Here is a 24,271-nt window from a genome sequence, read left to right on the forward strand (position 1 = left end):
CTCGCTTAAATTCACTCTTATTTCCGTCGATCGGTTACGTTGCGAGGTTTGATAGTTTTTCAATAATCGGGGACATTACCTAATGTTAGGAGGTGAGATTATGGCGAAAGTGGAACGGAATCCGTCCAAAAAAGGTGTTAGTGCCGCAAGCGTGAAAGGGAACGCAGGTCCGCCTCACGAGTACACTGAAGACGGAAAACGAAATAGTCAAAACCAGCAATACAAAAAACATTCATGAGCTGAGCATTCAACCATTCATGGAAACTAAGCTCAAAGCAGTCTAGTTGTGATCAAGGCGGTGCGAGCGGAGACCCAAATAATTTAGGGATTAAGTATCCGAAGTTGTTCTTTAATAGGACCATTATCCTGATTTTAGGATTCTGCGTAGCTCCGCCCCTTATCCACAAAAAAATAAAATGGGCAAAGACAGTACATACTGTCCTTACCCATTTTAGTAAGAAGTAGCTCCACAGCTTAAGAAAGCTGTTGGAAGCTACTGTGTAATGAGTTTTCATTAATAAAGCAACAATCTTTTAGAAAACAGCTTTACTTTTTGACCATACCCTTCATAACAAAAGCTACGTTTGCTGGCCGTTCTGCTAATCTGCGCATGAAATAACCATACCAATCCGTACCATACGGAACATAAACGCGCACCTTATAGCCTTCTTTCACTAACTCCAACTGTCGCTCTGTACGGATCCCGTACAACATTTGAAATTCTAACTGATCACGAGAAATTCCCTCTTTCTCTACGAATGACTTTGTAAACTCAATCATCGCATCATCGTGTGAAGCAACCGCTGTATAGTTACCGTTTTTCAAATGTGTGGCAATCATTTTTTTTAGATTTTCATCTACGTCTTTCTTTTCAGCAAATGCTACTTTCGGTGACTCTTTGTAGGCACCTTTAACTAAGCGCAGGTTCGGTGAGTATGCATTCAACTCATCCAAGTCATCCTGTGTACGATATAAATACGACTGCAGTACAGTTCCAATCTGATCTGTTTCGCTCTTGAGCTGTTTAAAGATGCGTAGCGTTTTTTCGCAACGAGAGAAATCTTCCATATCAATCGTGACAAAAACGTTTTGTTTCTCCGCTTCATTTAAAATACGGCGCATGTTTCTTAAACAGAGATCTTCCGATAGATCTAATCCCATGGAAGTTAATTTTAATGAACATTGCGAATATAGTCCATTTTCTCCAATCGCACGGATCGCCTCAATACAATGGGCTGCCATCTCATTAGCTTCCGACTCATTATCTACAAATTCGCCTAGGTAGTCGATCGTAACGACAAGTCCTTGTTTATTTAGTTCCCGAATGACGTCGACCGCTTGCTCAATCTTTTCTCCTGCAACAAAACGCCCGGCACCAAATCGCAACCCATATTTTTTTGCCATTTTGGTCATTGGTTTGTTTTTCGATAGAAAGAGAAAGAAGTTACGCATGAGCTGTTCCATGCCTGAATCCCCCTTCAAAAGGAATGTAAACGCATACAAGTACACAAAGTAAAACGATCACAATATACTCTTATTCTATCATTATAAATGCTGTGTGAATATATTTTTCGTGTTACTTCGACAAATTTCCTTAGTGCAAATTCACTACCTATTCTATAGGGTAACATAGCATGTGTACGACTGATTTCTACCTAATCTGGTAAGTTCCAACGAATCACTTCAAAATAAATAACAGTACGTGCACCCTAGGTCATACGGGTTACACGTACTGTCTTTATGTCATCTGTTTTTCTTCGTGAGCTTTTTTGACACGCAAACTAATTTCTTTCATCATTTCTTTCGCTTCAGGATATTGGCTGTTCCAATGTTTTGCAAGAGCTGGCATCGATTTGGCAACATGCGTATACAACGCCCAATACGAGACATCCTCCACCCAGTCTTCCCCTTCTTGATCAAGTAACAACTCTGTATACTTTGCAAGTAGGGATTGAAATGCTTCATCAAACGTTTGTTTGTTCAAGAGGCTTCCCTTCCTTCCGACAGCGATGCGGGCACGTACCACAAAACACTTCGCCCTCTCCCTTTTTAAGTGAGCTTTCGTGATAAAAACAACACGTTTTTCTAGGTTTCACAAGATATTCGCCCACTAGGACAGGAGTTTGTTGGTAAGAGGTTAAAAAGGGGTTTTTTCGCATTCCGAATACCTCTCCAGGTAACTGCAGAAGCGCTTCAAAGTCCTGCTGAACAACATGTTGATCCAGCGCCTTGTCTTTTAATGACTCATATAGCCAAGACAAATAACTATAAACGGTCTCCCATAGCGAGACTTTCGGCACTTTAGTCAAGGAAAAAAGTTGTTCAACGATAGGGCGATAATGATCATGGTATAAATCCGCAAAGTATTCCATTGGTTGAACCTCTTTACGACTAGCTAAAATACGGCTTTCATTATGCAGAGTAAATTTAGGCGCCCAGTAATCATTTGAGTCACTATCTCTCTGCTCAACTATTTTCCAGTCAATCAACCGCGTAGACAGAGGCACGTGAGCAAAGGAATAACTGGCATGGGCAATAACCGCCACAAACGCATACCGCTTCACAAAAAGCGAAGCAGTCTTAAGGGGTGTAGGCGAAAACAACTTAGGCTGAATGCTTTCTAAAAAAAGTGCTGCAGTTTTTGAATCAAGTAGATCAGCGGAAGAGATCGTCGTTACCAACTTACTGTCTACAGAAAACTGCAATGACTCTAACAAATCTAAAGCATATTTATTTCGCTTGAGGCTGTGCATTTTTCATCATTCCTGCCTTTTGCAACAAGCATCGTCCCCGACCATACGGGATGCAAAGTGGGGTGCCAAACAGCGGATCTGCCGTTACTTGACAATCCATTTCAAATACGTCGCGTACCATTTGGCATGTAATGACTTGCTCTGGTTTGCCTTGTGCATAGATCTCTTTATCTTTCAACGCGATCAAATTATGAGCATAACGGCACGCTAAGTTCAGATCATGTAATACCATGACAATCGTTCGTTGCTCTCGTTCATTCAACTCGAATAACAAATCTAAAATTTCAATTTGATGTGTCATATCTAGATAGGTTGTCGGTTCGTCTAGTAAGATAATATCCGTATCTTGAGCAAGTGTCATAGCGATCCACGCCCGCTGACGCTGCCCTCCAGATAAAGAATCAACAGGACGATCTTTGAATTCTTCCATTCCCGTTGAAACAAGTGCTTCCGATACTTTCTCTTCATCCTGTTTGGACCACTGCTTCAACCAAGATTGATGTGGTGTCCGCCCTTGTTTCACAAGTTGATACACGGTAAGACCTTCAGGAGCTGTAGGAGATTGAGGAAGAATAGACATTTTTCTCGCAATTTCTTTTGTAGAGAGCTTTGCGATCGCTTCCCCTTCCAGTAGTACAGAACCACTCCTCGGCTTTAATAGGCGAGCAATTGAACGGAGTAACGTCGACTTGCCACATCCGTTTCCGCCAATCAATACACTAATTTCTCCCTTAGGAACCGCTAACTCCAACTCATCAATAATCGTCGTTTCCCCATACCCTAACGTTAAAGACCTTGCTTCAATCGTCTGAAACATACACTTTGCTCCTTCCTCAAAAAAGACTCCCTCGACATACCAATCAAAAACCGTTCAATTTCACTACTACCAGCCTAAATGAAAACACCTCTCACTGTCAATGAAAATCATTTTTAATTACAAAGGGGCATAACGTTATTTCCTGTCCCGCTTGGTCCTTTAAACATCACACGGCACTTAGAACAAAGCGACCAAAAGGGAAAATAGACACAAAGACCTCATCTTCGACTATCACTTTAGGCCAAATTTTCCTTACCTTCTATAATTTCTTCCGAATATGACACACTAACGATAAGACGATCCGTATGGAAAAGTGGTGAGACGATGAACCTCTGGAAAAAGTGGGAGAAAAAGCTCGATGAACATAAGAAAAAGGATGAAAAGTTAAAGCAGCCACCATCTGACGAACAGCGGGTTCAACAAGAGGACGGCTTACTTTTCGAATCTAGTGACTTTAAACAAACGACTTTTGTCAACGGTCCTACAGGGAAATGGTTCCAATTCCAATTTCTCGAATCACTCGTAGATAATCAAACCGTTGGCGAACTTGTTCTTCCAAAGTTGTTGTCACAACCTCTTGAAAGTCTCGATGATCTTATTAAATTAGTCCCTGATACCGATGTATTGCTCACGACAAAACAAGAGGAATTAGAGGAACGGATATTTCAAGGATACGTTGCCATGACGTTAAAGGGCGATCCCGACAGAATTGCGTTTCTTAAAGCAGCGCAGTTAATCGCGCGGAAAATTGCTCCGCCAGAGGTTGAATTTAGCGTCATTGGTCCAAAAGAAGCCTTTTCAGAAGCGATTGAATACAACATCCATTTAATACGGAGACGACTGCCTACAAAGAAGCTCGTGATCAAGGAAAAAACGCTTGGCTCATTGTCTAAATCACGCACATGTATATTGTACATTGACGGAATCGCAAATGAAGAAAACGTGAACACGGTGATGCAACGACTCGAAGATGTCCGTTTTGATACGATCCCTGACAGCTCCTTTGTCGAGCAACTCATTTCAGACAATAAAAACTCTCCTTTTCCACAGTTACTTGATACAGAAAGACCAGATCGTGTTGCTTCTACTCTGTCTGAAGGGAAAGTTGTCATTCTAGTGAACGGTTCCCCGCATGCACTCATTGGTCCAACAACATTTACGGAGTTTTTTAGTACGTTTGAAGACTATTTCTTAAACTGGATCATTTCTTCGTTCTTTCGTATTGTTCGGCTCTTTGCCGTGGCTTTTTCGGTACTGGTAACGCCTATTTATGTAGCAGCACTCACCTATCACTACGAAATGATCCCTCGAGACTTGCTGAGCACACTCGTCAGCTCACGGCAGGAAATCCCACTTCCACCGATTCTAGAAGCAATATTTCTTGAAATGGCTATAGAGTTGTTACGGGAAGCTGGAGCACGCTTGCCGACCAAGGTCGGTCAGACGATCGGTATCGTAGGAGGGATTGTGATTGGGACCGCTTCTGTAGAAGCCGGACTGACGAGTAACGTATTGCTCATTATCGTCGCACTGGCCGCCTTAGCATCCTTCACAACTCCTGTTTACAAAATTGGTAATACGATCCGTCTTATTCGGTTTCCATTTTTACTATTTGCTCAATTTTGGGGATTACTTGGCATCGTGTTTTGTTTTTGTTTCTTCATGGCACACCTATTGCGGCTTACGTCACTTGGCAGACCATTTTTAGAACCAATTTACCCACCACGGTTCACGGATTTAAAAGATTCCATCATTCGATTACCTTTTGATAAATTACGCATGCGTCCAAGCAATTTGCGGCCTCCTTCAAAAGATAGGTTCAGTGGTAAGTCAACAAGTTCGAGCAAAAAATACAAAGACATCGATGAGTAGAGGAGATGTCACGATGATGAAGGTACCAGAAACGCGTCAAGTGTCGCCGTTTCTCGTTTTTTACTTAATTACCTCTATGCAGATAGGCGTTGGAGTGCTTGGATTTCAACGTGTGATCTCAATAGAAGCTGGCTATGACTCGTGGATTTCGATCATAGCCGCTGGAGCTTCCATACATATTATCGTTTATATTTTTTATAAGATCGTCCAAAAAAGTGACGGTGACCTCGTAAGTGCACACCAAATTGTATTCGGAAAGTGGATTGGAAATTTGTTGAGCACAGTGTATACGGGCTACTATTGTCTCATTGTCGTTACGATTTTACGTACATATTTAGAAGTTGTTCAAGTATGGATGTTCCACGAACTGAGCACCTTTTGGTTTTCCATCTTCTTTCTACTTCTCGTAGTGTACATCGTCAATGGGGGAATCCGGACCGTCGCAGGAGTCTCCTTTTTCGGAACCGTTTTACCAAGTTATTTAGCACTTATGTTTGGTTTTACAGTGCCTTATGCCGAGTACCGAAACTTGCTGCCCCTGTTTGATCACTCGTTTAAAGAGCTATTGTCTGCATCATTTGCCATGTCTTTAACATTCCTTGGATATGAAATTATTCTGATGATCTATCCAATGATTAAAAACGGAAAACACTCACAGAAGTGGGCGCACTTAGGCGTGTTTATGACCACATTATTTTACACAATCGCCGCCATTGCGACGTTTACTTTCTTTACAGAGGAACAACTTTCGCGAACTATATGGGCCACGCTTTCCACTTGGAAGATTGTTAAAATGCCGTTTGTAGAACGATTTGAGTTTATCGGAATTGCAAACTGGAATTTGATTATTCTACCAAACGTATGTATCGCCCTTTGGTGTGGTAGCAGAATTTTAAAACGTTCCTACGGATTGAAGCAACGGAAAGGGGTGTTACTTTTTGCTGCAATTTGTGTCGCTAGCCTTCCTTTATTTGAAACGCGACAACAAATCAATATGCTGAATGACATAACAGGCAAAGTTGGATTTGCCCTGAATTACGGCTACTTTCCTTTGTTATTAATTTTACTGCTCATCATGCGGAAAGTAAGAAAACTGGATAAGCCTAAGAAGGAATCGAGCGGCACTGAATCTAATTCTAGAGATGCTGCTTCTTCATCAGATGACCAAAACGATTCTTCTCAACAAAATAGCCCACCTGTCACAACTTCACCTTCAAATTAGGTTCTGTTCTTTAAGTACAAAACGCCTTTTGTAGAAAGAAGTTTAGGTGGAGTGTATGTATTCTACTCTTTGAAACAAAAAAGCACCTGTATACGGGTGCTTTTCATTGACACGATGTCATTTCAATTTTTGTGATGATCATTTGTATTCGGCTACAGAAGCACTTATCTAACACGGACCTAAGATGGAAGCTTCCACGCTTTGAGCATGAAACTTTGAGGGAATGATACACCCATTGATAAGCTCTTTACGCGTGTTGTTTGTTCTTTTGAAGCGTATTAGTAGTACCGCCACTCGCTTCTAACAAGTCATAGGTTAAACACACTGGCTTCCCCGTTTTCGGTTCGTACACAATTTCTGCATGAATATCAAACACTTCACGAAGTACGTCCTTTGTCACCACTTGCTCAGGAGTCCCTTCTTTTACAATGGCTCCTTGTTTCAAGGCGACAATATGGTCAGAAAAGCGAGCAGCTTGATTGATGTCGTGAATGACCATAAGAATCGTCCGGCCCTCTACACCATTTAGTTGTTCTAGAAGCTTCAGTACTTCCAGCTGGTGGCACAGATCAAGATACGTCGTCGGTTCATCTAAAATAAGTACCTCGGTTTCCTGTGCTAACGCCATCGCAATCCAAACCCGTTGCCGCTGTCCACCAGACATGGCATCCACTGGTCGATCAGCAAACTCCGACATGCCTGTAACAGATAACGCCCAATCGATCATATCTCGATCCTTATCATTCAGTTTTCCGAAGCCACGCTGATGTGGAAATCGCCCATAGGAAACGAGTTCTCGTACCGTCAACCCTTCTGGTGCCTCTGGGGATTGAGGAAGCACGGCCATCTTTTTTGCAATCGCCCTTGTAGATTGCTTTTGAACGGCTTTTCCGTCTAAAAATACCGTACCTGACTTTGGTGAAAGGATGCGAGCCATGGATTTCAATAATGTAGATTTCCCACATCCATTGGCGCCGATTATACTAGTGATTTTCCCTCTTGGTATAGAGACCGACAAGTTGTCTACAATCGTTTGATCACCGTAGCCAATTCGCAACTCTTCTGTTGTAATGATTCCCATGCTCTCCACCCTTTTCATTATGATTTACTCTTCATTAATAAGTATAAGAAGTACGGAGCCCCGATGGCAGATACGACAATCCCGACTGGAATTTCGGATGGTGCCAGTAAATTCCTTGCTAGCATGTCAGCGACGAGTAACAAAAGAGCGCCTACGAGGGCAGAAGCAGGTAACAACAGCTGATGCTTCGGTCCAATTAATCGGCGAGCTAAATGTGGGGCAACTAACCCGAGAAAAGCAATACCTCCCCCCACCGCCACACTCGCCCCAGCTAACGAGGTGCTAATGAGCAAAAAGATAAGTCGTTGCCTCTCTACAGATACCCCTAAGCCTTTAGACATTGAATCCCCTAATTGCAGTGCATTTAAAAACCTAGCTCGGTACGTCACAAATGGAATTAATAATAAAATCCACGGTAAGATAGCCAACACTTGCATCCAATTCGTTCCCCAAATACTACCAGATAACCAGATAGTTGCTTGCATAAAGTCTTGTGGATCCATTTTCAATTGAAAAATAATAAGTCCCGCCCCGAAACCAGCGTTGACCCCAATCCCGACAAGAATAAGCCGAATCGCATTTATCCCTTTTTTCCATGCCAATACATAAATAAGAATGGCTGCGACTAAAGCACCTAAAAAGGCAAAAATGGGCATAATAAAAGTAGATAGAGTACTAAGGGTAGCAGTAGAATCACCAATAAAATAAATGAACAAAACGATGGCAAGGCCTGCACCTGCATTAATCCCCAATATTCCCGGATCAGCTAATTCATTATTAGAAAGTCCTTGTAGTACAGCTCCACTAACTGCAATCCCCGCTCCGATCAATAGAGCGAGCACCATACGTGGTAGCCTAAACTCATAGAGAACGAGCGCTTGTTGATCCGTACCTTGACCTAAAAAAACTTGCATTACCTCGATCGGTGTAATTCGAATAACGCCTAAATTTAAGCTTAGAAAGAACGTCGCGACAATAACAATCAACACCGTAACGAAAAACCAACCGGGGTTCTTTCTCATACTCGAGACCCCCCTTCACGGCGGGCTAAGTAAAGGAAGAAAGGAACCCCAATCATGGCTGTGATCGCACCAATTGGAGTTTCAAACGGTGGATTGACCATCCGTGAGCCAATGTCCGCTAACACTAACAATAAGGCTCCCAAAATCGCACTACAAGGAATAATCGTTCGATAGTCTACCCCGACTAGAAATCTTGCGATGTGCGGAACGACAAGACCTACAAAACCAACTGAACCCGCGACAGATACAGCCGCTCCTGTCATGAGAAGAACGAGCAGAACCCCCCATACTTTCACCCATGTGTTATTTTGCCCTAAACCTGTTGCTACTTCTTCTCCTAGGCTCAATAGTGTAATCGACCTTGAGATCGCGATTGCCCCTAGAATTCCAATGACCGCGACAGGAGTTATCCACCCGACCCCTGTCCACTGTGCACCCGATACGCCACCCGCAAACCAAAAGCTTAAATCTTGCGCTGTTTGAAAGTAAATAGAGATTCCTGAAGAAAAGGAACTTAACAAGGCACCCACGGCGGTTCCAGCTAACGCTAGCTTCACTGGGCTCATGCCACCCTTGGCCATCATAGCAACTCCAAACACAAGCATCGCACCAAACGCAGCCCCTACGAAAGAGAAACCCATCATTTGCACGAAACTCGCCGCTGGGTAGAACGCAAATACAAGCGCCAACGAGAAAGCAGCTCCGTCCATAACCCCCATAATTGAAGGCGAAGCAAGTGGATTCTTCGTCATACCTTGCATAATCGCTCCACTTACAGCTAAAAAAGCACCGACTAAAGCAGCGGTAAGTGCACGAGGCAACCGTAATTCTTGAATAATATTATGTTCAGTGAGAGAAGCATCAAAGAAAAATACAGCCTCCCATACTGTTTTTAAATCAATATCTGCTGCACCGTACGATATGGAAGCTGCCAGGCTAAATAGCAAAGCGACTGTTCCCACTAGAAGAACAACACTTGCTACAATGACTCGATTTTTTGGAACCTTCTTCTTTTGAGTTTGTTCGCTTTGTAAATCTTGTTCCATAGTGACCCTTCTTCTTAGAAGTTCACGAACGACCTTGCCCCTCTAAACCCAGTCGAGTTCTAACTTCTTTTGATATATTCGATGATAATGAAAAACATTCTCGTTGAAAAGTATACGGGATAAAAGCGTATCAATCAATAATCGATTTCAGTCTAGCACAGTACTGTGAATTTCATCGTCTATCATGACTCACGAACAGTGTTGTATTCGATCAAGTCTGAGCATTCCTCCCCAAGTCTGAGCATTCCCCCCCAAGTCTGAGCATTCCCCCCTGAGTCTGAGCTTTCCCCCCTGAGTCTGAGCATTCCTCCCTGAGTCTGAGCATTCCTCCCCGAGTCTGAGCATTCCTCCCCGAGTCTGAGCATTCCTCCCCGAGTCTGAGCATTCCTCCCTGAGTCTGAGCATTCCTCCCCAAGTCTGAGCATCCCCCCCCCAAGTCTGAGCATTCCTCCCCAAGTCTGAGCATTCCTCCCCGAGTCTGAGCATTCCCCCCTGAGTCTGAGCATTCCTCCCTGAGTCTGAGCATTCCTCCCCGAGTCTGAGCATTCCCCCCCAAGTCTGAGCATTCCTCCCCAAGTCTGAGCATCCCCCCCCAAGTCTGAGCATTCCTCCCCGAGTCTGAGCATTCCCCCCTGAGTCTGAGCATTCCTCCCCAAGTCTGAGCATTCCCCCCCCAAGTCTGAGCATTCCTCCCCGAGTCTGAGCATTCTCCCCTGAGTCTGAGCTTTCCCCCCTGAGTCTGAGCATTCCTCCCCGAGTCTGAGCATTCCTCCCCAATGAACCTCTGCTTGAATTTGTTCTTTCGTTTTATGGCTACTATGACCAAAGCGCAAGACTGCTATTTGTCCTTGACGCACCCTTTTATAAATGTATTTTTCAACTTACTCTGCATAAGCTCGGTTAGTCCTATCGTGAAATTCCTTCTGCCACTTCTGTAGCAGCATACTAGCAGTAGACACTTCACCACGCTCATATCCTTCTCCTGCCCATACTGCATCCCACTCCGCATTTCCTGTTTGCTTCGCCCATTTTCGGATGGGAACGGTTAGCTCGTGTTGAAGTGGATACGCTGCATGCGGATGGTTCTTATACTTCTCCATAAATTCATTTTGCAAACCTCTTGCCCACCGACCAGAGAATGCCTTTGTCCATGTGGTTTTCTTATTTCTTTTTGCTAGCGCCCCTTTGGCAGTTGGATGAAGTCCACTTTCCATTGCTTGTAGAAAGGCCGTGCCAATTTGTACACCGTCTGCTCCTAGTTCATAGAACATGGCTGCGTCTTTTCCAGACATGATCCCACCCGCGACGTATAAATGAAGATCGGTCAACGGACGAATCATTTGTAAGAGGGCATTTGTCGTAGCTGCATAATTTGGGGAGGCGTTTGGGTCGTGACTGCCTCGATGACCGCCCGCTTCCTTTCCTTGTAACACAAGAACTTCACAGCCTGACTGAAGCCAATGCTGAGCTTCTATTTCATTCGTTGCCGTCCCGACGATGACTTTGCCAGCTTGCCGACACTGCTGCAAAATTTCGTTACTAGGAATTCCGAACGTAAAACCGATATACGTCGCACTCGATTCACAAATGGCTTTCACCTTGCCGTGAAACTGAAAATATTCGTTTTCAAAAGAGGTCAGATTGGGTTGTGCCAACTCAGCTCTTTCATACAAAGACTGTAGACTTTTTCGCGCCTCTTCAACTTCCTCATTACGCTTCTCAGGTACAAACAAGTTAATCCCGAACTTCCCACTTGTGTTTGAAGCCACTTCCTTCGCCTGAGTACGTATCGCCTCTGGAGTTTGGTAACCCGAACCCATCCATCCAATGCCCCCCGCTTCACAAACAGCGACAACTAAATCTGTGGAAGTCGTTCCCCCGGCCATCGGAGCTTGCACCCATTGAAACGTTTCTGGTGTTTTCGTTCGCTTCATCCCGATCCCTCCTTCTTATTGGAAACTTTATCACACAATATAAAAAAGCGACTTGAAGATCCCCCACAAGTCACTCCTTTTTAGTTAGCTGGTGCTTCTTCTCGGTTACTGAAATAGCTAAAGATGTTCATAATTGCATCCCAAAGAGCCGTGAAGAAATCTTTTACTGCTTGAAAAAATCCTTGTCCTTCTTCCGAGTTAATGAACTCATTGAACGTGTCCTTCGCTTCAGTCAACTGGTCTTGAAATGCTCCCCAGTCGATATTGAGCTGAGAGAGGTTCATAAACAGTTGCACAAGGTCGTTCATCATATTCTCCGGAAGCTGTATACCGAGTCTATCTGCTACCTCTTGCATTAACTGACGCATTTCCTCTTCGGTTTCAGGCTTATTGTTCGCAATTTCTTCTTTCATTGCCGTAATGAAGGAGTTCGCTTTCTCTGCGCCGATAAGCTCAGCTAAGTTTGCTGTTTTGACCATTTCCTCGTTTGCCACTTGCTTTTGCTCTTCAGATATAACCTCATCCGTTGACGCTTCATATGCTTTGATTAAACCGGTAAGTGCAGCTGTGCCTGAAACTTCAAACGGTGCAGTGATTTGAATTTCTGCGTCCTTCACACCCGCTGTTACGAGAGCGTTCGTATACATATCCTCAGTTACCCAATTAATGTTCGACGTCTCCACTTGCACACCACTGTCAGGTTCACCGATCGTTACCATTGCTGAAGATAAGGCACGTGTTCCGATTTGCGCAGCCGAAATATATTCACCAAGGTACTGATGCTCTTCCTCATTTGTTACGACTATTTCTAGTGCATTTTCAGGTGGTGCTAATGTATCCATCACAGTTGCTTTTTCTGCCTCATTTAAATCTTCTCCAAGAATTAAAATTACATCTCCTGGGCTACTGTCAGCCCCAGCTACAGATCCTATAGAGAAGCTCAAAAGCACGCCTACCATCATACTCACAACCAACTTATACATATGCCCAACTCCTTTTCAAGGTAGTCCACTTTATTATACTGTGATTGTGCAATACGTCCCCTAATACTTTTCGACAAAACTGTGCTAGCTGTGTCCGTCGAGTAGGACTTTTTCCCTAAAACAGTCCTTATTTTGTCTAGTTTTGTCGCTTTGTGCATGGTATACTATTTTCATGGAACAGGAGGTGAATCAAATGGGAGCTACAAATGAGCAGATTCTACAAGCCGTCATGGAACTATCAGGAAAAGTAACTGGTCTTGCAGAAGATGTGTCTGGTCTTAAAGAAGATGTGTCTGGTCTTAAGAAAGATGTGTCTAGTCTTAAAGAAGATGTGTCTGGTCTTAAAGAAGATGTATCTAGTCTTAAAGAAGATGTGTCTGGTCTTAAAGAAGATGTATCTAGTCTTAAAGAAGATGTGTCTGAACTCCAAAAAGATGTGAAAGAAATCAAAGCGGAACAAAAGAAACAAGGGGCTAGAATTGAAAAGCTTGAAAAAGACGTCGCAGCTATAAAAGAAAATACCGACTTTCTGTACGAAACTGTCGGCATTCAGCAAATGGATATACGCAAACTTCAAAAACAAGTGGCTTCGCGGTAATTCTTCTTACATCATCAGAAAGTTCTACACAAATATAATTACCCTATTCAAGAGAGGACATGGCCAATGCCGTTGTCCTCTCCTTTATTTACACCTTATCTATTGTGTACAACTCCGACGATACCTGTTGAACAAAAGGACTTACTTCTCCAGCCGAATACAGATGAAGCTCATGCATCGCCCGCGTACAAGCTGTGTAGAACAACTTTCTCTCCGATTCCTTACTGTACTTTGTGCGACTAGCATCATGAACAATTACTGCGTCAAACTCGATGCCTTTGGCTAAGTAAGTAGGGATGACCAGAATGCCTTTATGGAAGGTATAGGTTTGCTGATCCATTAATTGAACAGCGACACCGTGTGGCTGCAACTGTTTATATGCTTCTTTACTTTCCTGCATCGTTTTGCAAATCACTGCGATCGTCTCATGTCCTTTTGCCTGCAATTCATTCATTTTACTACTCATTTTTTTATAAAGCGTCTTTTGATCATTCACATAGGCCAGTATCGGCAGTTCGCCTTCTCGATTAAACGGTTCGATGTGCTCGCCCCCTTCCACAAATTGTTTTGTGAATTCTACAATTTGTCTTGTGGAACGGTAACTCCTCATGAGAGAAATTCTTGTCTCGTTTTCGGAATTCGTTTGTGACAAAATAGACGGGGAAACCGAGGCATGTGCGTAAATCGCTTGATTCACATCCCCGAGCAGTGTAATTTTGGCGTGTGCAAACAGTTCTTTTAAATAGGTTAACTGAAACGGCGAATAATCTTGTACCTCGTCAATGAGCACGTGACGAATATGCGTATAAGATGCCCGTCCTTTGATTCGGTCTTGAAAATACAAGTAAGGCGTTACATCGTCCCAACTGAATCTATTTTGGTTCAAGTTCTCAATTGTCCAATCACAAATCTGATTCCACGAACTCGGAAGCTGAAGCTCTCCATTTTTTTCGCGGGTCCACGCGTCATAAAACTGAAGATAAGTGGCTTTAACATCTACAAACGAAAATTTCTTAATGCGCTTTTTGATCGGCAGAAAATGTTTTTTCACAATGCTTCTGCCTAAAACTTCTTGTTCGCGTCCAAAATCATTAAATGTTTCGTCATCCCATTTCTTATTCTTCTGCACCTTTCTAAATGCTTCCAAATAGTCCTCTTTATCTAATAGTTCGACCTCGTTTTCCACCCACGCTTCCTGCCATTCAGTGCGCTCTATTTCCCTAAGCTCTGCTAACAACCGTTCTGTCACAAGTGTCAATCGATTCGGAATAGATATGGAAGAATCAAGTTCATAAAAGTACTGTTTTATGGTTTTCGAGCTAAACAAAGACCTGTCACGGAAGCGGATAGATTTAAAAATGAGTCCATGGGAGGCTAGATCAGCTACATACGTATCAAGAAGTTGTTTACATGCTAACTGGGCTTTAAAAAGAATGCTTTCCGCTCTTCCATTGTGCTCATCTGTCTCGGTCAACAGCGTCTCCATTTGCGCAAAGGAATCTTCTAATTGAAACCGCCTACCGATTCTAGCTTCCGCGTACTCTTTGTATGTAGTCTGCTGCATATTTTCTTCACCTAGTTCAGGAAGAACCGTCGCTACATAGCTGTTAAATAGTGGGTTTGGAGAGAATAGCATCATATTACTAGCACTTAGTGTATCGCGATGGGCGTACAATAAATAAGCAACTCTTTGAAGAGCAGCAGATGTTTTCCCGCTTCCCGCAACTCCTTGAACGATCAATAAATCACTTTTTTCATTTCTAATAATTCGATTTTGTTCCTTTTGAATCGTGGCTACAATACTCTTCATTTTTGTATTTGCACGATTTCCGAGAACTTCTTGTAGCATATAGTCTCCGATGGTCACTCCTGTATCAAATAGACCTGTCACCTGGCCTTTTCTAATAATAAATTGACGCTTCAACGTGATTTCCCCTTGAATAGCACCGTCTAACGTGTTGTATTGCGCTGGACCCGGTGCGTAATCATAATACATACTAGAAATCGGCGCACGCCAATCATAGATAAGGAAATCTTCTTCTGTTTTATCCATTAAGGAAGCAATGCCTACATAAATTGGTTCAGAGGTCGATTCGTCTCCCTCCAGAAAATCAATCCGTCCAAAGTAGGGTGAATCCTGTAGGCGATCAAGAGTCTTCATCTGATCGTGTAAACGCCCGTAACTTCTTTCCCTTTCGGAGAGTACTTCAACTTGTTGCTTCATACTTGCTTGCGTCTCGATCACATCATCTGGTTCATCAAGGTTGACTCTTACATCGTCCCAGAAATTTTTACGAAGATCGATAATCCCCTCTTTTAACCCACCAGCGTTCTCATTTAGTTTCGTTTGCTTTCTTTTGATTTCATCCACAACGTCATTCACACGATACTGCTCGTCTTGCCATACTTGGTTCTGATCGCTCACCGAAACACCTCCAGCGGATTTAGAAAATTACCATTTGACAGTTCTTGTTCCTTATAATATAATTATATTGGGAAACGTATAGTCATGAATACTAAAACTACAATCCAAAGCTTATCATATCACCTTGTGCGCGACTGTTCAAGGTTTTTTCTGTAATTAATTAGAAAAGAGCACCCTACACCGGGTGCTCTTTTTGTTCGTCAGCTACACGTTTTATCAGCATTTATTTAAATCACCGTTGAAAGTGAAGGCCGTGTTCATGCTCCCTCTTAATTTCCGAACTTGTTGATTGGAGCGGAAATCAACACAGCTGAAGTCGCATCATGGGATAACTGTTTAGTGAAAACAACAAAAAATACGAAAACAACCTAGAATAAAGATTTATGAAATTGATTCATATTGTGTCCCTTCCTAATCATCGCTTATTGTAGAACGTGTGGCACATTCATTACCGTTCGTCACGCTTTGTCACAAAATCCCCTATTTCTCCTGGTCTAAAAACTGGACATGTTTGCCAATACACAAGATTATCTCTATACTTATATGAAGCAAAGTAGGTAAGGAGAGGTTCATATGGCGAAAGAAGCTTCCTTTGATATTGTCTCGAAAGTAGATATGGCAGAACTGACAAATGCGGTGAATCTAGCGATGAAAGAAATTGAAAATCGCTATGACTTTAAAGGCTCTAAAAGTGACATTACGCTCGAAAAAGAAGAGCTCGTTCTCTTAAGCGACGACGAATTTAAGATGAGCCAATTAAAGGATGTTCTATTTAGTAAACTTGTCAAACGTGGAGTACCTGTCAAAAACTTAGACTACGGAAAAATGGAAAGTTCACTCGGTGGCACAGTCCGTCAACGCGCTAAACTTGTACAAGGCATCGATAAAGAAAATGCGAAAACTATTAACAACTTGATTAAAAAGTCGAACGTTAAAGTAAAAAGTCAAGTACAAGACGATCAAGTTCGTGTAACAGGTAAAAGTCGTGACGACCTGCAACAAATCATTGCCCTCATTAAAGAGGCCGATTTACCGATCGACGTGCAGTTTACAAACTATAGATAAGTGCTATACCCTCTCACCCTACACAGTTGAGAGGGTTTTTCATGCTTCTCCCCTCGGTCCATAAAGAATAACGAAAACTCCAATGATACAGATCACTGATCCGATAAAATCCCATCGGTCCGGGCGCACACCATCTACCCACCATCCCCAGAAAACAGCCACTACAACGAACACGCCTCCATACGCTGCATACACTCTCCCGAATGAAGGGAAGGTTTGTAATGTCGGTAGGATGGCGTATAGAAATAAGACGATTCCACCAAACACTCCATATCCCCACGGCTTTCCCTCTCGAATCCATAACCAAACTAGATACCCCCCACCGACCTCAGCTATTCCCGCTAAAACAAACAACAAAAACGTACTAACCACTTCTTCTCCCCCTCTTGGAAAAAGTTTATCCACTCCACACGGTTTCCGAATTCTCTCCCACCTAGTATAATGACGAGAGAATCTGCATGCAAAGGACGGAACAGAAGATGAGTTTATTAAATGTAAGTGGATTAAGTCACGGATTTGGTGATCGCGCCATTTTTGACGATGTTTCTTTTCGTTTATTAAAAGGGGAACACATCGGTCTCATTGGGGCAAACGGTGAAGGAAAGTCGACGTTTCTCAATGTTATTACGAAGAAACTGGAACCGGACGCTGGAAAAGTCGAGTGGACACGACGTGTGCGTGTAGGGTATTTAGATCAGCACACTATTTTAGAGAAGGGTCTATCCATTCGCGATGCGCTTCGCGGGGCATTTCAATATTTATTCGACATGGAAACAGAAATGAACACACTTTTTGGAAAAATGGGCGAAGTGGAGGCAGACGAGCTGGAGAAGTTGTTAGAAGAGACAGGCGTCTTACAAGACATGCTCACGAACAATGATTTTTATGCCATTGATGCCAAAGTGGAGGAAGTGGCACGAGGTCTCGGTCTTGACGAGCTTGGATTAGATCGAGATGTAACCGATTTAAGCGGTGGACAACGTACTAAAGTATTATTGGCAAAGTTGTTACTCGAAAAACCTGACATTTTATTACTGGATGAGCCAACGAACTATTTAGATGAGCAACACATCGAGTGGCTTGTTCGCTACTTGCAAAACTACGATAATGCGTTTATTTTGATTTCTCATGATATCCCGTTTGTGAACCAAGTCGTCAACTTGATTTATCACGTTGAACACCAAAAGCTAACCCGTTATGTCGGAAACTATGATGAATTTATGAAAGTATACGATGTGAAAAAGCAACAGTTAGAGGCAGCTTACAAAAAGCAACAAAAGGAAATTGCTGGTTTGAAAGACTTTGTTGCTCGCAATAAAGCGCGAGTATCGACCCGTAACATGGCGATGTCCCGCCAAAAGAAACTCGACAAAATGGACGTCATCGAGCTAGCTTCCGAGCGTCCGAAGCCATCGTTTGATTTTAAATTAGCGCGCACAACTGGACGAATGATCTTCGAAGCGAGAGACTTAGTAATTGGCTACGACGAACCTTTGTCTAAACAATTGAATTTACAAATGGAACGCGGACAGAAAATTGCTTTAGTAGGGGCAAACGGTATCGGGAAAACCACATTGTTGAAAAGTTTACTTGGAGTCATCCCTGCTTTGTCCGGATCAGTGGAACGCGGAGATTATTTAGAGGTAGGGTACTTTGAGCAAGAATTGAACGATGACACAGGAAAAACGTGTTTACAGGAAGTGTGGGATACTTTCCCCCACTTAACGCAAGCTGAAGTTCGTTCCGCCTTAGCCCACTGCGGATTAACGACCAAACACATTGAAAGTAAAGTGAGTGTATTAAGCGGTGGTGAGAAAGCAAAGGTGCGTTTATGCAAATTGATGAACACCCCTTCTAACGTACTGTTGCTTGACGAACCAACCAACCACTTGGATGTGGACGCGAAGGACGAACTCAAACGTGCGTTGAAAGCGTACAAAGGAAGCATTTTACTCATCAGTCACGAACACGATTTTTACGAAGACGTTGCAACAGATGTTTGGAACGGTGAAACTTGGACGACACGCGTCTATTAAGTCAAAAACGCCTCCACCGGTTAGTGATCGATGGAGGCGTTTTTGTGTTCACAAAGGATGTTGTAGTAATTCATGGTATTCCTCAACAGTAAACGCTCGGGAACGGGTCAAAAAGCGCTTTCCTTCCACTCCCTCTACCGAAAACATTCCTCCTCGCCCGTCAACAACGTCGATAATGAGCTGGGTATGCTTCCAATATTCAAACTGCTTACGATGCATGTAAAACGGAGTATCGCCGATATGTCCCAGCAACACGTCCTGATCACCTAATAGTAAATCCCCCTGTGCGTAACACATCGGCGAACTTCCATCACAACAGCCTCCAGACTGGTGAAACATCAAAGGTCCATGCTTCGATTGTAAGTAATTTAAAAATTCGAGGGTATCTTCCGTACCAACGACGCGCTTGAGCATAGAATCCCCTCCCTGATTTTTAAAAGAATCCTAGTTTCTTAGGATCGTAGCTAACCAACATGTTCTTCGTTTGTTGGTAATGGCTTAGCATCATTTTATGATTCTCACGGCCCACACCAGACATTTTGTATCCACCAAATGCCGCATGTGCAGGGTATTGGTGGTAGCAGTTCGTCCAGACGCGTCCAGCTTGGATTTCACGACCGAAGCGATATGCTGTGTTAACGTCTCGAGACCACACTCCTGCTCCAAGACCATAAAGTGTATCGTTCGCAACCTTCAGCGCTTCGTCATTATCACGGAACGTAGTCACAGATAGCACCGGTCCAAAAATCTCTTCTTGGAAAATTCGCATGTCATTTGTTCCTTTAAAGACCGTCGGCTGGACATAGTACCCACCTGATAGGTCTCCTTCAAGTGTATTGCGCGCTCCCCCTGTAAGTAATTCCGCTCCTTCTGACTTCCCGATCTCAAGATATGACAAAATTTTCTCCAGCTGTTCGGAAGACGCCTGTGCCCCCATCATCACGCTTGGATCCAAAGGATTTCCAACTTTAATCGCCTTTACTCTTTCTAAAGCACGCTCCATAAACGGCTCGTAAATGGATTCATGAATGAGTGCTCGTGACGGACACGTGCACACTTCTCCTTGGTTCAAAGCGAACAGGACGAGCCCTTCGATCGCCTTATCCAAAAAGTTATCATCTTCGCGCATCACATCTTCGAAGAATATATTCGGAGATTTACCTCCAAGCTCGAGTGTAACTGGAATAAGATTTTGGGAGGCATATTGCATGATGAGTCTTCCAGTTGTCGTTTCCCCTGTGAATGCCACTTTATCAATTCTTGGGCTAGATGCTAGTGGCTTACCAGTTTCTAAACCATAACCGTTCACAATATTTAAGACACCCGGTGGTAACAAATCTTCAATAAGTTCAACCAAGTACAAAATGGAAGCAGGCGTTTGCTCTGCTGGCTTTAATACAACTGTATTCCCTGCTGCCAACGCAGGTGCAAGCTTCCATGTGGCCATTAAAATAGGGAAGTTCCAAGGAATAATTTGTCCTACTACTCCAAGGGGCTCATGGAAATGGTAGGCAACCGTATTATCATCAATTTGACTCAAGCTACCTTCTTGTGCTCTAATTGCCCCCGCAAAGTAACGAAAGTGATCAATCGCTAACGGAATATCGGCATTTAACGTTTCTCTAACTGCTTTACCGTTCTCCCACGTCTCCGCTACGGCTAATTGTTCCTTATATTGCTCCATTCGATCAGCAATTTGATTCAACAAATTAGCACGTTCCGCGACAGACGTTTTTCCCCACGATGCTTTTGCTTCATGTGCTGCATCTAAAGCAAGTTCTACATCTTCAGCAGTAGAACGGGCTACTTCACAAAAGGATTGTCCCGTAACTGGAGTAATATTTTCAAAATAATCTCCTCTGACAGGGGGTGTCCATTTTCCACCGATGTAGTTATCATATTTAGACTTAAACTGCACAATAGAGCCATCTGTATTCGGATTTGCATAGACCATGGTAAAAACTCCTCTCGTTATGTAAGCGCTTTTAATTAGAAGGTTATGATAAGTCAGAACCTTCACACACCTATGTTACTATATATAATCGAAGAATGGAAACAATATGATCATCTCTTTTCACAAATTTCTTGTCCTCACTTTCAAATTTTTTGATAATTTGTATTGAACAAAGGAGAGGCACAATGCCTCTCCTTTGAAATCAGCTTTTATTTCCCAGTTTCAGAGAACTTCTTTATCCGCTCACCAATCTCATCACGAACACGCTGGAAAAAGGCCCACTTCTCTTCCTCAGTACCTTCTGCTTGCGCCGGATCGTCAAATCCCCAATGAGCTCGTTCCTTGTTAGGCGGTGTTGCCGGACAAACATCATTCGCATGACCACACAAGGTAACAACAAAGTCTGCCTTTTTCAAAAGTTCTGGATCAATAGTGTCAGAAGTTTGTTTTGATAAATCAATGCCCACTTCATTCATCGTCTTGACAGCATTCGGGTTCACGCCATGCGCTTCAATCCCGGCAGAAAACACATCCCACTCATCACTTAAGTAGTGTTTTCCCCAACCTTCAGCCATTTGCGAGCGGCAAGAGTTTCCTGTGCAAAGAAAATAAATAATTTTTTTCGGTTTTGTCATCGTCTATACACTCCTTTAATTTATCCGATAATAAGTAGCCAAACGTAAAGTCCGATTAGGGTGATAAATAACGTCGGGATCGTTAGAATAATCCCGACTTTGAAATAGTAGCCCCACGAAATGCGGACTCCTTTTTGACGTAGAACGTGTAGCCACAGCAGTGTGGCGAGCGAACCGATTGGTGTGATTTTCGGGCCTAAATCTGAACCGATGACATTTGCGTAAATGAGTGCCTCCCGTACCATACCAGATGTTGTTGTTTCCTGAATTGCGAGAGCATCGATCATGACAGTTGGCATATTATTCATCACAGATGACAGGATGGCGGCAAGAAAGCCCATCCCGATCGTGGCAGCGAATAAGCCTTGATCTGCAAACATTTGGATAATGCCTGTCAATACATCTGTTAGCCCTACGTTCCTCAGACCGTACACCACGACATACATCCCGATAGAGAAAAAGACAATCGCCCACGGTGCCCCTTTCACGACCGTTTTCGTATTAACTGCCTCGGAAGACCGGGAGATGATCAAGAAGACGATCGCAATCACACCAGCCACAATTGAAACCGGGATGTCTACTGACTCACTTAAGAAATAGCCAGCGAGAAGAATCGCCAACATCCACCACGATAAATGAAACAGAGACGCGTCTTGAATCGCCTCGCGTGGCTGCTTCAACTGAGACATGTCGTACGTTTTGGGCAATGACTTCCGAAAATAAAGATACAGTACTAAAATACTAGCAGCTAAACTGAAAAAGTTCGGCACGATCATGCGGATCGCATACTCTAGAAATCCGATTCCGAAAAAATCCGCGGACACTATATTCACTAAGTTCGACACAACGAGCGGCAAACTCGTCGTATCGGCAATAAATCCACTTGCCATAATAAACGGCAAAATCATTTTCTCGCGCAAATCAAGGGCCCGGACCATCGCCAACACAATGGGTGTCAAAATAAGCGCGGCACCATCGTTGGCAAAAAACGCTGCCACAACAGCACCGAGAATCGTAACAAGGAGAAACATTTTGAAACCATTACCATTTGCAAATCGAGCCATATGTAACGCAGCCCACTCAAAAAAGCCAATCTCATCTAAAATTAACGAAATAATAATTAAAGCGACAAACGTTAACGTCGCGTTCCACACAATTTGCGTAACGTCTACTACATCTGTAAAACTAACAACCCCTACGATGAGAGCAAGCGCAGCCCCTCCGCATGCAGACCAACCAATCCCTAACCCTTTCGGCTGCCAAATGACGAGCACCAACGTCAGAATAAAAATGAGGGCTGCCAACACTACAGTTGTCATAAGCTCTCTCTCCTTTCTTCCCCGTTATCTAACAACAAATTCTTTTGCCACCTTTTATGAGCTCCTTTACCTTGTCGTCCTGACTAGGCAAAGAAGCAAGCACACTTTCTACAAGTTGGACATGCGGATGGTCTTCTCGTATAGAATAAAAAATCCAATGCCCTCGTCTTTCTTCCTCCACAAGCCCCGCGTCCTTTAGCTTGCGCATATGTTGACTAATGGACGGTTGACTCATCCCGAAAATTTCCACAAATTCACATACACAACAGTCGTGGTCAGCCAAAATTTTCATCATGGTTAATCTCGTTTTATCTCCCAAGAGTTTTAATACTTTGGCAGCATCGACAATTTCAACCTGTTCCTGAACAGTCAAAGGCTCACCTCCTCACATAAGTTCTTCATTATTATATAACTATATGCTTATATAATGAAGAACTTATTTTATGAAGTTTTTGTAAAGGTGCTGAGCTATCACGTGAGACCTGCGGCTGCGATTTGATCCTTTGACACCTGGATTCGATCCTTTGGCACCCGGAATCGATCCTTAAAACTAATAATTTGTTCCATATGACCTGTAATCGGTTCCTTTGAGCCAAGATTTGTTCCTTACATCAATGGGCTACATGCTCAGATACTCATAAGGAATCTCACTGTTGACACAATATGAAATTAGCACTATAGTATGGGGACACAAAGGTTTTCTAGGGTTCCGCTCTTCTCTTTGCAAAAGAGGTCTGGTCCGAGAGAGAACACACAAGAGATATCTTGTGCACACGGAGGGAGAAAAGCCCGGGAGGATAGACCATCTATCTTCTCGGGCTTTTCGTTATTGGAAAGGGGGAAATTCTTTTGAATTCTACGTGGGTTCAAGTTTTCATTGCATCACTCTTTGAAGTGCTTTGGGTTGTTGGACTTAAGTATGCCTATGACTTCTGGACATGGCTCGGCACCGTTATTTGTATCGGGTTGAGTTTTATTTTACTTATTTCTGCAGCAAGACATCTACCAGTAGGAACTGTCTATGCAGTGTTTGTCGGTCTCGGCACAGCAGGTACGGCATTGGTCGATGTTGTCGTTTTCGAGGAATCGTTGAGTCTTATGAAGCTACTTCTCCTTGCGATACTGTTAGCCGGAGTTATAGGCTTGAAACTGGTTAGTGGGGAAAAAAAAGAGGAAGGCGGGAAAGCATAATGGAATGGGTATATTTAATTTTAGCAGGATTGTTTGAAATGGCTGGTGTCGCCTTAATTAATCGCGTAATCGAGCGGAAAGACGCCTCCTCTGTTCTCTTTATGTTTCTCACGTTCGGCGGAAGCTTCCTTTTCCTTTCCTTTGCCATGGAGACGTTGCCGATGGGTACAGCTTATGCAATTTGGACAGGTATTGGCGCTTCCGGAGGCGCTTTACTTGGCATGATCCTTTACGGTGAACCTAAAGATGCGAAGCGGTTGTTTTGTATTGCCCTTGTTCTCATTGGAGCTGTTGGACTAAAGGCAGTAGGGTGATATT

General features: G+C 43.2%; 24 protein-coding genes and 1 riboswitch. Of the genes, 8 read left to right on the top strand and 16 right to left on the bottom strand.

Annotated elements, in window-relative coordinates; translation table 11 throughout:
* Positions 1–100 precede the first annotated feature (100 nt).
* Positions 101–238: a YuzL family protein gene (locus tag HHK01_RS12540; protein WP_170008091.1), complete on the top strand. Its 138-nt coding sequence runs from the start codon at positions 101–103 to the stop codon at positions 236–238.
* Positions 239–546: 308 nt separating this feature from the next.
* Here the strand turns inward: HHK01_RS12540 and HHK01_RS12545 are convergent, their stop codons facing one another.
* The 4 genes from HHK01_RS12545 to HHK01_RS12560 form a co-directional block, all read right to left on the bottom strand.
* Positions 547–1,464 (bottom strand): proline dehydrogenase family protein, encoded by a 918-nt coding sequence (locus HHK01_RS12545; RefSeq protein ID WP_170008092.1) that lies wholly within the window; start codon positions 1,462–1,464, stop codon positions 547–549.
* Between the two features lie 274 nt (positions 1,465–1,738).
* Entirely contained in the window at positions 1,739–1,984 is a 246-nt protein-coding gene (locus tag HHK01_RS12550; RefSeq protein ID WP_170008093.1) for a DUF2573 family protein, read from the bottom strand.
* Positions 1,965–2,753, bottom strand: a complete 789-nt coding sequence (locus tag HHK01_RS12555; RefSeq protein WP_170008094.1) for an IucA/IucC family C-terminal-domain containing protein — start codon at positions 2,751–2,753, stop codon at positions 1,965–1,967. The genes HHK01_RS12550 and HHK01_RS12555 overlap by 20 nt, the downstream gene beginning before the upstream one ends.
* Positions 2,731–3,570, bottom strand: coding sequence for an ABC transporter ATP-binding protein (locus HHK01_RS12560; RefSeq protein ID WP_170008095.1), 840 nt, complete (start codon positions 3,568–3,570; stop codon positions 2,731–2,733). The genes HHK01_RS12555 and HHK01_RS12560 overlap by 23 nt, the downstream gene beginning before the upstream one ends.
* Positions 3,571–3,894: 324 nt before the next feature.
* On the opposite strand from HHK01_RS12560, the gene HHK01_RS12565 reads away from it, so the two are divergent.
* Positions 3,895–5,442, top strand: a complete 1,548-nt coding sequence (locus HHK01_RS12565; protein WP_170008096.1) for a spore germination protein — start codon at positions 3,895–3,897, stop codon at positions 5,440–5,442.
* A gap of 13 nt (positions 5,443–5,455) precedes the next feature.
* Positions 5,456–6,664 carry a GerAB/ArcD/ProY family transporter gene (locus HHK01_RS12570; RefSeq protein WP_170008097.1) on the top strand — a complete coding sequence of 403 codons (1,209 nt, stop codon included), beginning with the start codon at positions 5,456–5,458 and terminating at the stop codon, positions 6,662–6,664.
* Positions 6,665–6,911: 247 nt separating this feature from the next.
* Here the strand turns inward: HHK01_RS12570 and HHK01_RS12575 are convergent, their stop codons facing one another.
* From HHK01_RS12575 to HHK01_RS12595, 5 genes are all read right to left on the bottom strand, one after another.
* Positions 6,912–7,745, bottom strand: coding sequence for an ABC transporter ATP-binding protein (locus HHK01_RS12575; protein WP_170008789.1), 834 nt, complete (start codon positions 7,743–7,745; stop codon positions 6,912–6,914).
* A gap of 17 nt (positions 7,746–7,762) precedes the next feature.
* The gene (locus tag HHK01_RS12580) at positions 7,763–8,767 is read right to left on the bottom strand and encodes a FecCD family ABC transporter permease (RefSeq protein ID WP_170008098.1); all 1,005 of its coding nucleotides are present in this window, start codon (positions 8,765–8,767) and stop codon (positions 7,763–7,765) included.
* Positions 8,764–9,813, bottom strand: coding sequence for a FecCD family ABC transporter permease (locus HHK01_RS12585; protein WP_170008099.1), 1,050 nt, complete (start codon positions 9,811–9,813; stop codon positions 8,764–8,766). The genes HHK01_RS12580 and HHK01_RS12585 overlap by 4 nt, the downstream gene beginning before the upstream one ends.
* A gap of 881 nt (positions 9,814–10,694) precedes the next feature.
* On the bottom strand, positions 10,695–11,747 hold the full coding sequence (locus tag HHK01_RS12590) for an NAD(P)H-dependent flavin oxidoreductase (RefSeq protein WP_170008100.1): 1,053 nt from the start codon (positions 11,745–11,747) through the stop codon (positions 10,695–10,697).
* A gap of 80 nt (positions 11,748–11,827) precedes the next feature.
* Positions 11,828–12,730 carry a DUF1002 domain-containing protein gene (locus HHK01_RS12595; protein ID WP_170008101.1) on the bottom strand — a complete coding sequence of 301 codons (903 nt, stop codon included), beginning with the start codon at positions 12,728–12,730 and terminating at the stop codon, positions 11,828–11,830.
* A 193-nt stretch (positions 12,731–12,923) separates the two neighbouring features.
* On the opposite strand from HHK01_RS12595, the gene HHK01_RS12600 reads away from it, so the two are divergent.
* Positions 12,924–13,328 carry a hypothetical protein gene (locus HHK01_RS12600; protein ID WP_170008102.1) on the top strand — a complete coding sequence of 135 codons (405 nt, stop codon included), beginning with the start codon at positions 12,924–12,926 and terminating at the stop codon, positions 13,326–13,328.
* A gap of 88 nt (positions 13,329–13,416) precedes the next feature.
* Here the strand turns inward: HHK01_RS12600 and helD are convergent, their stop codons facing one another.
* Positions 13,417–15,753: an RNA polymerase recycling motor HelD gene (helD, locus tag HHK01_RS12605; protein WP_170008103.1), complete on the bottom strand. Its 2,337-nt coding sequence runs from the start codon at positions 15,751–15,753 to the stop codon at positions 13,417–13,419.
* 573 nt (positions 15,754–16,326) lie between these two features.
* Between helD and HHK01_RS12610 the strand changes: the two genes are divergently transcribed.
* Positions 16,327–16,818: a YajQ family cyclic di-GMP-binding protein gene (locus tag HHK01_RS12610; RefSeq protein ID WP_170008104.1), complete on the top strand. Its 492-nt coding sequence runs from the start codon at positions 16,327–16,329 to the stop codon at positions 16,816–16,818.
* 39 nt (positions 16,819–16,857) lie between these two features.
* Here HHK01_RS12610 and HHK01_RS12615 read toward each other — a convergent pair whose 3' ends face one another.
* Complete coding sequence (locus HHK01_RS12615) at positions 16,858–17,190, bottom strand: YnfA family protein (RefSeq protein WP_170008105.1); 333 nt, start codon at positions 17,188–17,190, stop codon at positions 16,858–16,860.
* A gap of 107 nt (positions 17,191–17,297) precedes the next feature.
* Here HHK01_RS12615 and HHK01_RS12620 point away from each other — a divergent pair, with 107 nt between their 5' ends.
* The gene (locus HHK01_RS12620) at positions 17,298–18,854 is read left to right on the top strand and encodes an ABC-F family ATP-binding cassette domain-containing protein (RefSeq protein ID WP_170008106.1); all 1,557 of its coding nucleotides are present in this window, start codon (positions 17,298–17,300) and stop codon (positions 18,852–18,854) included.
* A 48-nt stretch (positions 18,855–18,902) separates the two neighbouring features.
* On the opposite strand, the gene HHK01_RS12625 is transcribed toward HHK01_RS12620, so the two are convergent.
* The 5 genes from HHK01_RS12625 to HHK01_RS12645 all read right to left on the bottom strand — a co-directional run bounded on the left by HHK01_RS12625 (position 18,903) and on the right by HHK01_RS12645 (position 23,135).
* A complete protein-coding gene (locus HHK01_RS12625; RefSeq protein ID WP_170008107.1) occupies positions 18,903–19,268 on the bottom strand; it encodes a DUF779 domain-containing protein in 366 nt (121 codons plus the stop codon).
* Positions 19,269–19,287: 19 nt separating this feature from the next.
* On the bottom strand, positions 19,288–20,808 hold the full coding sequence (gene adh / locus HHK01_RS12630) for an aldehyde dehydrogenase (RefSeq protein ID WP_170008108.1): 1,521 nt from the start codon (positions 20,806–20,808) through the stop codon (positions 19,288–19,290).
* A gap of 209 nt (positions 20,809–21,017) precedes the next feature.
* Positions 21,018–21,443: an arsenate reductase (thioredoxin) gene (arsC, locus tag HHK01_RS12635; RefSeq protein ID WP_170008109.1), complete on the bottom strand. Its 426-nt coding sequence runs from the start codon at positions 21,441–21,443 to the stop codon at positions 21,018–21,020.
* A 20-nt stretch (positions 21,444–21,463) separates the two neighbouring features.
* A complete protein-coding gene (locus tag HHK01_RS12640) occupies positions 21,464–22,762 on the bottom strand; it encodes an arsenic transporter (RefSeq protein WP_170008110.1) in 1,299 nt (432 codons plus the stop codon).
* A 28-nt stretch (positions 22,763–22,790) separates the two neighbouring features.
* Positions 22,791–23,135, bottom strand: coding sequence for an ArsR/SmtB family transcription factor (locus tag HHK01_RS12645; protein ID WP_170008111.1), 345 nt, complete (start codon positions 23,133–23,135; stop codon positions 22,791–22,793).
* 317 nt (positions 23,136–23,452) lie between these two features.
* Positions 23,453–23,560, top strand: a riboswitch (guanidine-I (ykkC/yxkD leader).
* A 51-nt stretch (positions 23,561–23,611) separates the two neighbouring features.
* On the opposite strand from HHK01_RS12645, the gene HHK01_RS12650 reads away from it, so the two are divergent.
* Positions 23,612–23,953 carry a DMT family transporter gene (locus HHK01_RS12650; protein ID WP_170008112.1) on the top strand — a complete coding sequence of 114 codons (342 nt, stop codon included), beginning with the start codon at positions 23,612–23,614 and terminating at the stop codon, positions 23,951–23,953.
* Positions 23,953–24,267 (top strand): DMT family transporter, encoded by a 315-nt coding sequence (locus HHK01_RS12655; RefSeq protein ID WP_170008113.1) that lies wholly within the window; start codon positions 23,953–23,955, stop codon positions 24,265–24,267. The genes HHK01_RS12650 and HHK01_RS12655 overlap by 1 nt, the downstream gene beginning before the upstream one ends.
* The last annotated feature ends 4 nt before the right edge of the window (positions 24,268–24,271 follow it).

This window comes from Bacillus fonticola, assembly GCF_012955605.1.
GTDB classification, from domain to species: Bacteria; Bacillota; Bacilli; order Bacillales; family JC228; genus Bacillus_CG; species Bacillus_CG fonticola.

What these genes read in the sequence shown, in the direction of transcription:
- HHK01_RS12540 (WP_170008091.1), top strand. Translation starts at nt 101, where the DNA reads ATGGCGAAAGTGGAACGGAATCCGTCCAAAAAAGGTGTTAGTGCCGCA.
- HHK01_RS12545 (WP_170008092.1), bottom strand. Translation starts at nt 1,464, where the DNA reads ATGGAACAGCTCATGCGTAACTTCTTTCTCTTTCTATCGAAAAACAAA.
- HHK01_RS12555 (WP_170008094.1), bottom strand. Translation starts at nt 2,753, where the DNA reads ATGCACAGCCTCAAGCGAAATAAATATGCTTTAGATTTGTTAGAGTCA.
- HHK01_RS12560 (WP_170008095.1), bottom strand. Translation starts at nt 3,570, where the DNA reads ATGTTTCAGACGATTGAAGCAAGGTCTTTAACGTTAGGGTATGGGGAA.
- HHK01_RS12565 (WP_170008096.1), top strand. Translation starts at nt 3,895, where the DNA reads ATGAACCTCTGGAAAAAGTGGGAGAAAAAGCTCGATGAACATAAGAAA.
- HHK01_RS12570 (WP_170008097.1), top strand. Translation starts at nt 5,456, where the DNA reads ATGATGAAGGTACCAGAAACGCGTCAAGTGTCGCCGTTTCTCGTTTTT.
- HHK01_RS12575 (WP_170008789.1), bottom strand. Translation starts at nt 7,745, where the DNA reads ATGGGAATCATTACAACAGAAGAGTTGCGAATTGGCTACGGTGATCAA.
- HHK01_RS12580 (WP_170008098.1), bottom strand. Translation starts at nt 8,767, where the DNA reads ATGAGAAAGAACCCCGGTTGGTTTTTCGTTACGGTGTTGATTGTTATT.
- HHK01_RS12585 (WP_170008099.1), bottom strand. Translation starts at nt 9,813, where the DNA reads ATGGAACAAGATTTACAAAGCGAACAAACTCAAAAGAAGAAGGTTCCA.
- HHK01_RS12590 (WP_170008100.1), bottom strand. Translation starts at nt 11,747, where the DNA reads ATGAAGCGAACGAAAACACCAGAAACGTTTCAATGGGTGCAAGCTCCG.
- HHK01_RS12595 (WP_170008101.1), bottom strand. Translation starts at nt 12,730, where the DNA reads ATGTATAAGTTGGTTGTGAGTATGATGGTAGGCGTGCTTTTGAGCTTC.
- HHK01_RS12600 (WP_170008102.1), top strand. Translation starts at nt 12,924, where the DNA reads ATGGGAGCTACAAATGAGCAGATTCTACAAGCCGTCATGGAACTATCA.
- HHK01_RS12610 (WP_170008104.1), top strand. Translation starts at nt 16,327, where the DNA reads ATGGCGAAAGAAGCTTCCTTTGATATTGTCTCGAAAGTAGATATGGCA.
- HHK01_RS12620 (WP_170008106.1), top strand. Translation starts at nt 17,298, where the DNA reads ATGAGTTTATTAAATGTAAGTGGATTAAGTCACGGATTTGGTGATCGC.
- HHK01_RS12625 (WP_170008107.1), bottom strand. Translation starts at nt 19,268, where the DNA reads ATGCTCAAGCGCGTCGTTGGTACGGAAGATACCCTCGAATTTTTAAAT.
- adh (WP_170008108.1), bottom strand. Translation starts at nt 20,808, where the DNA reads ATGGTCTATGCAAATCCGAATACAGATGGCTCTATTGTGCAGTTTAAG.
- arsC (WP_170008109.1), bottom strand. Translation starts at nt 21,443, where the DNA reads ATGACAAAACCGAAAAAAATTATTTATTTTCTTTGCACAGGAAACTCT.
- HHK01_RS12640 (WP_170008110.1), bottom strand. Translation starts at nt 22,762, where the DNA reads ATGACAACTGTAGTGTTGGCAGCCCTCATTTTTATTCTGACGTTGGTG.
- HHK01_RS12655 (WP_170008113.1), top strand. Translation starts at nt 23,953, where the DNA reads ATGGAATGGGTATATTTAATTTTAGCAGGATTGTTTGAAATGGCTGGT.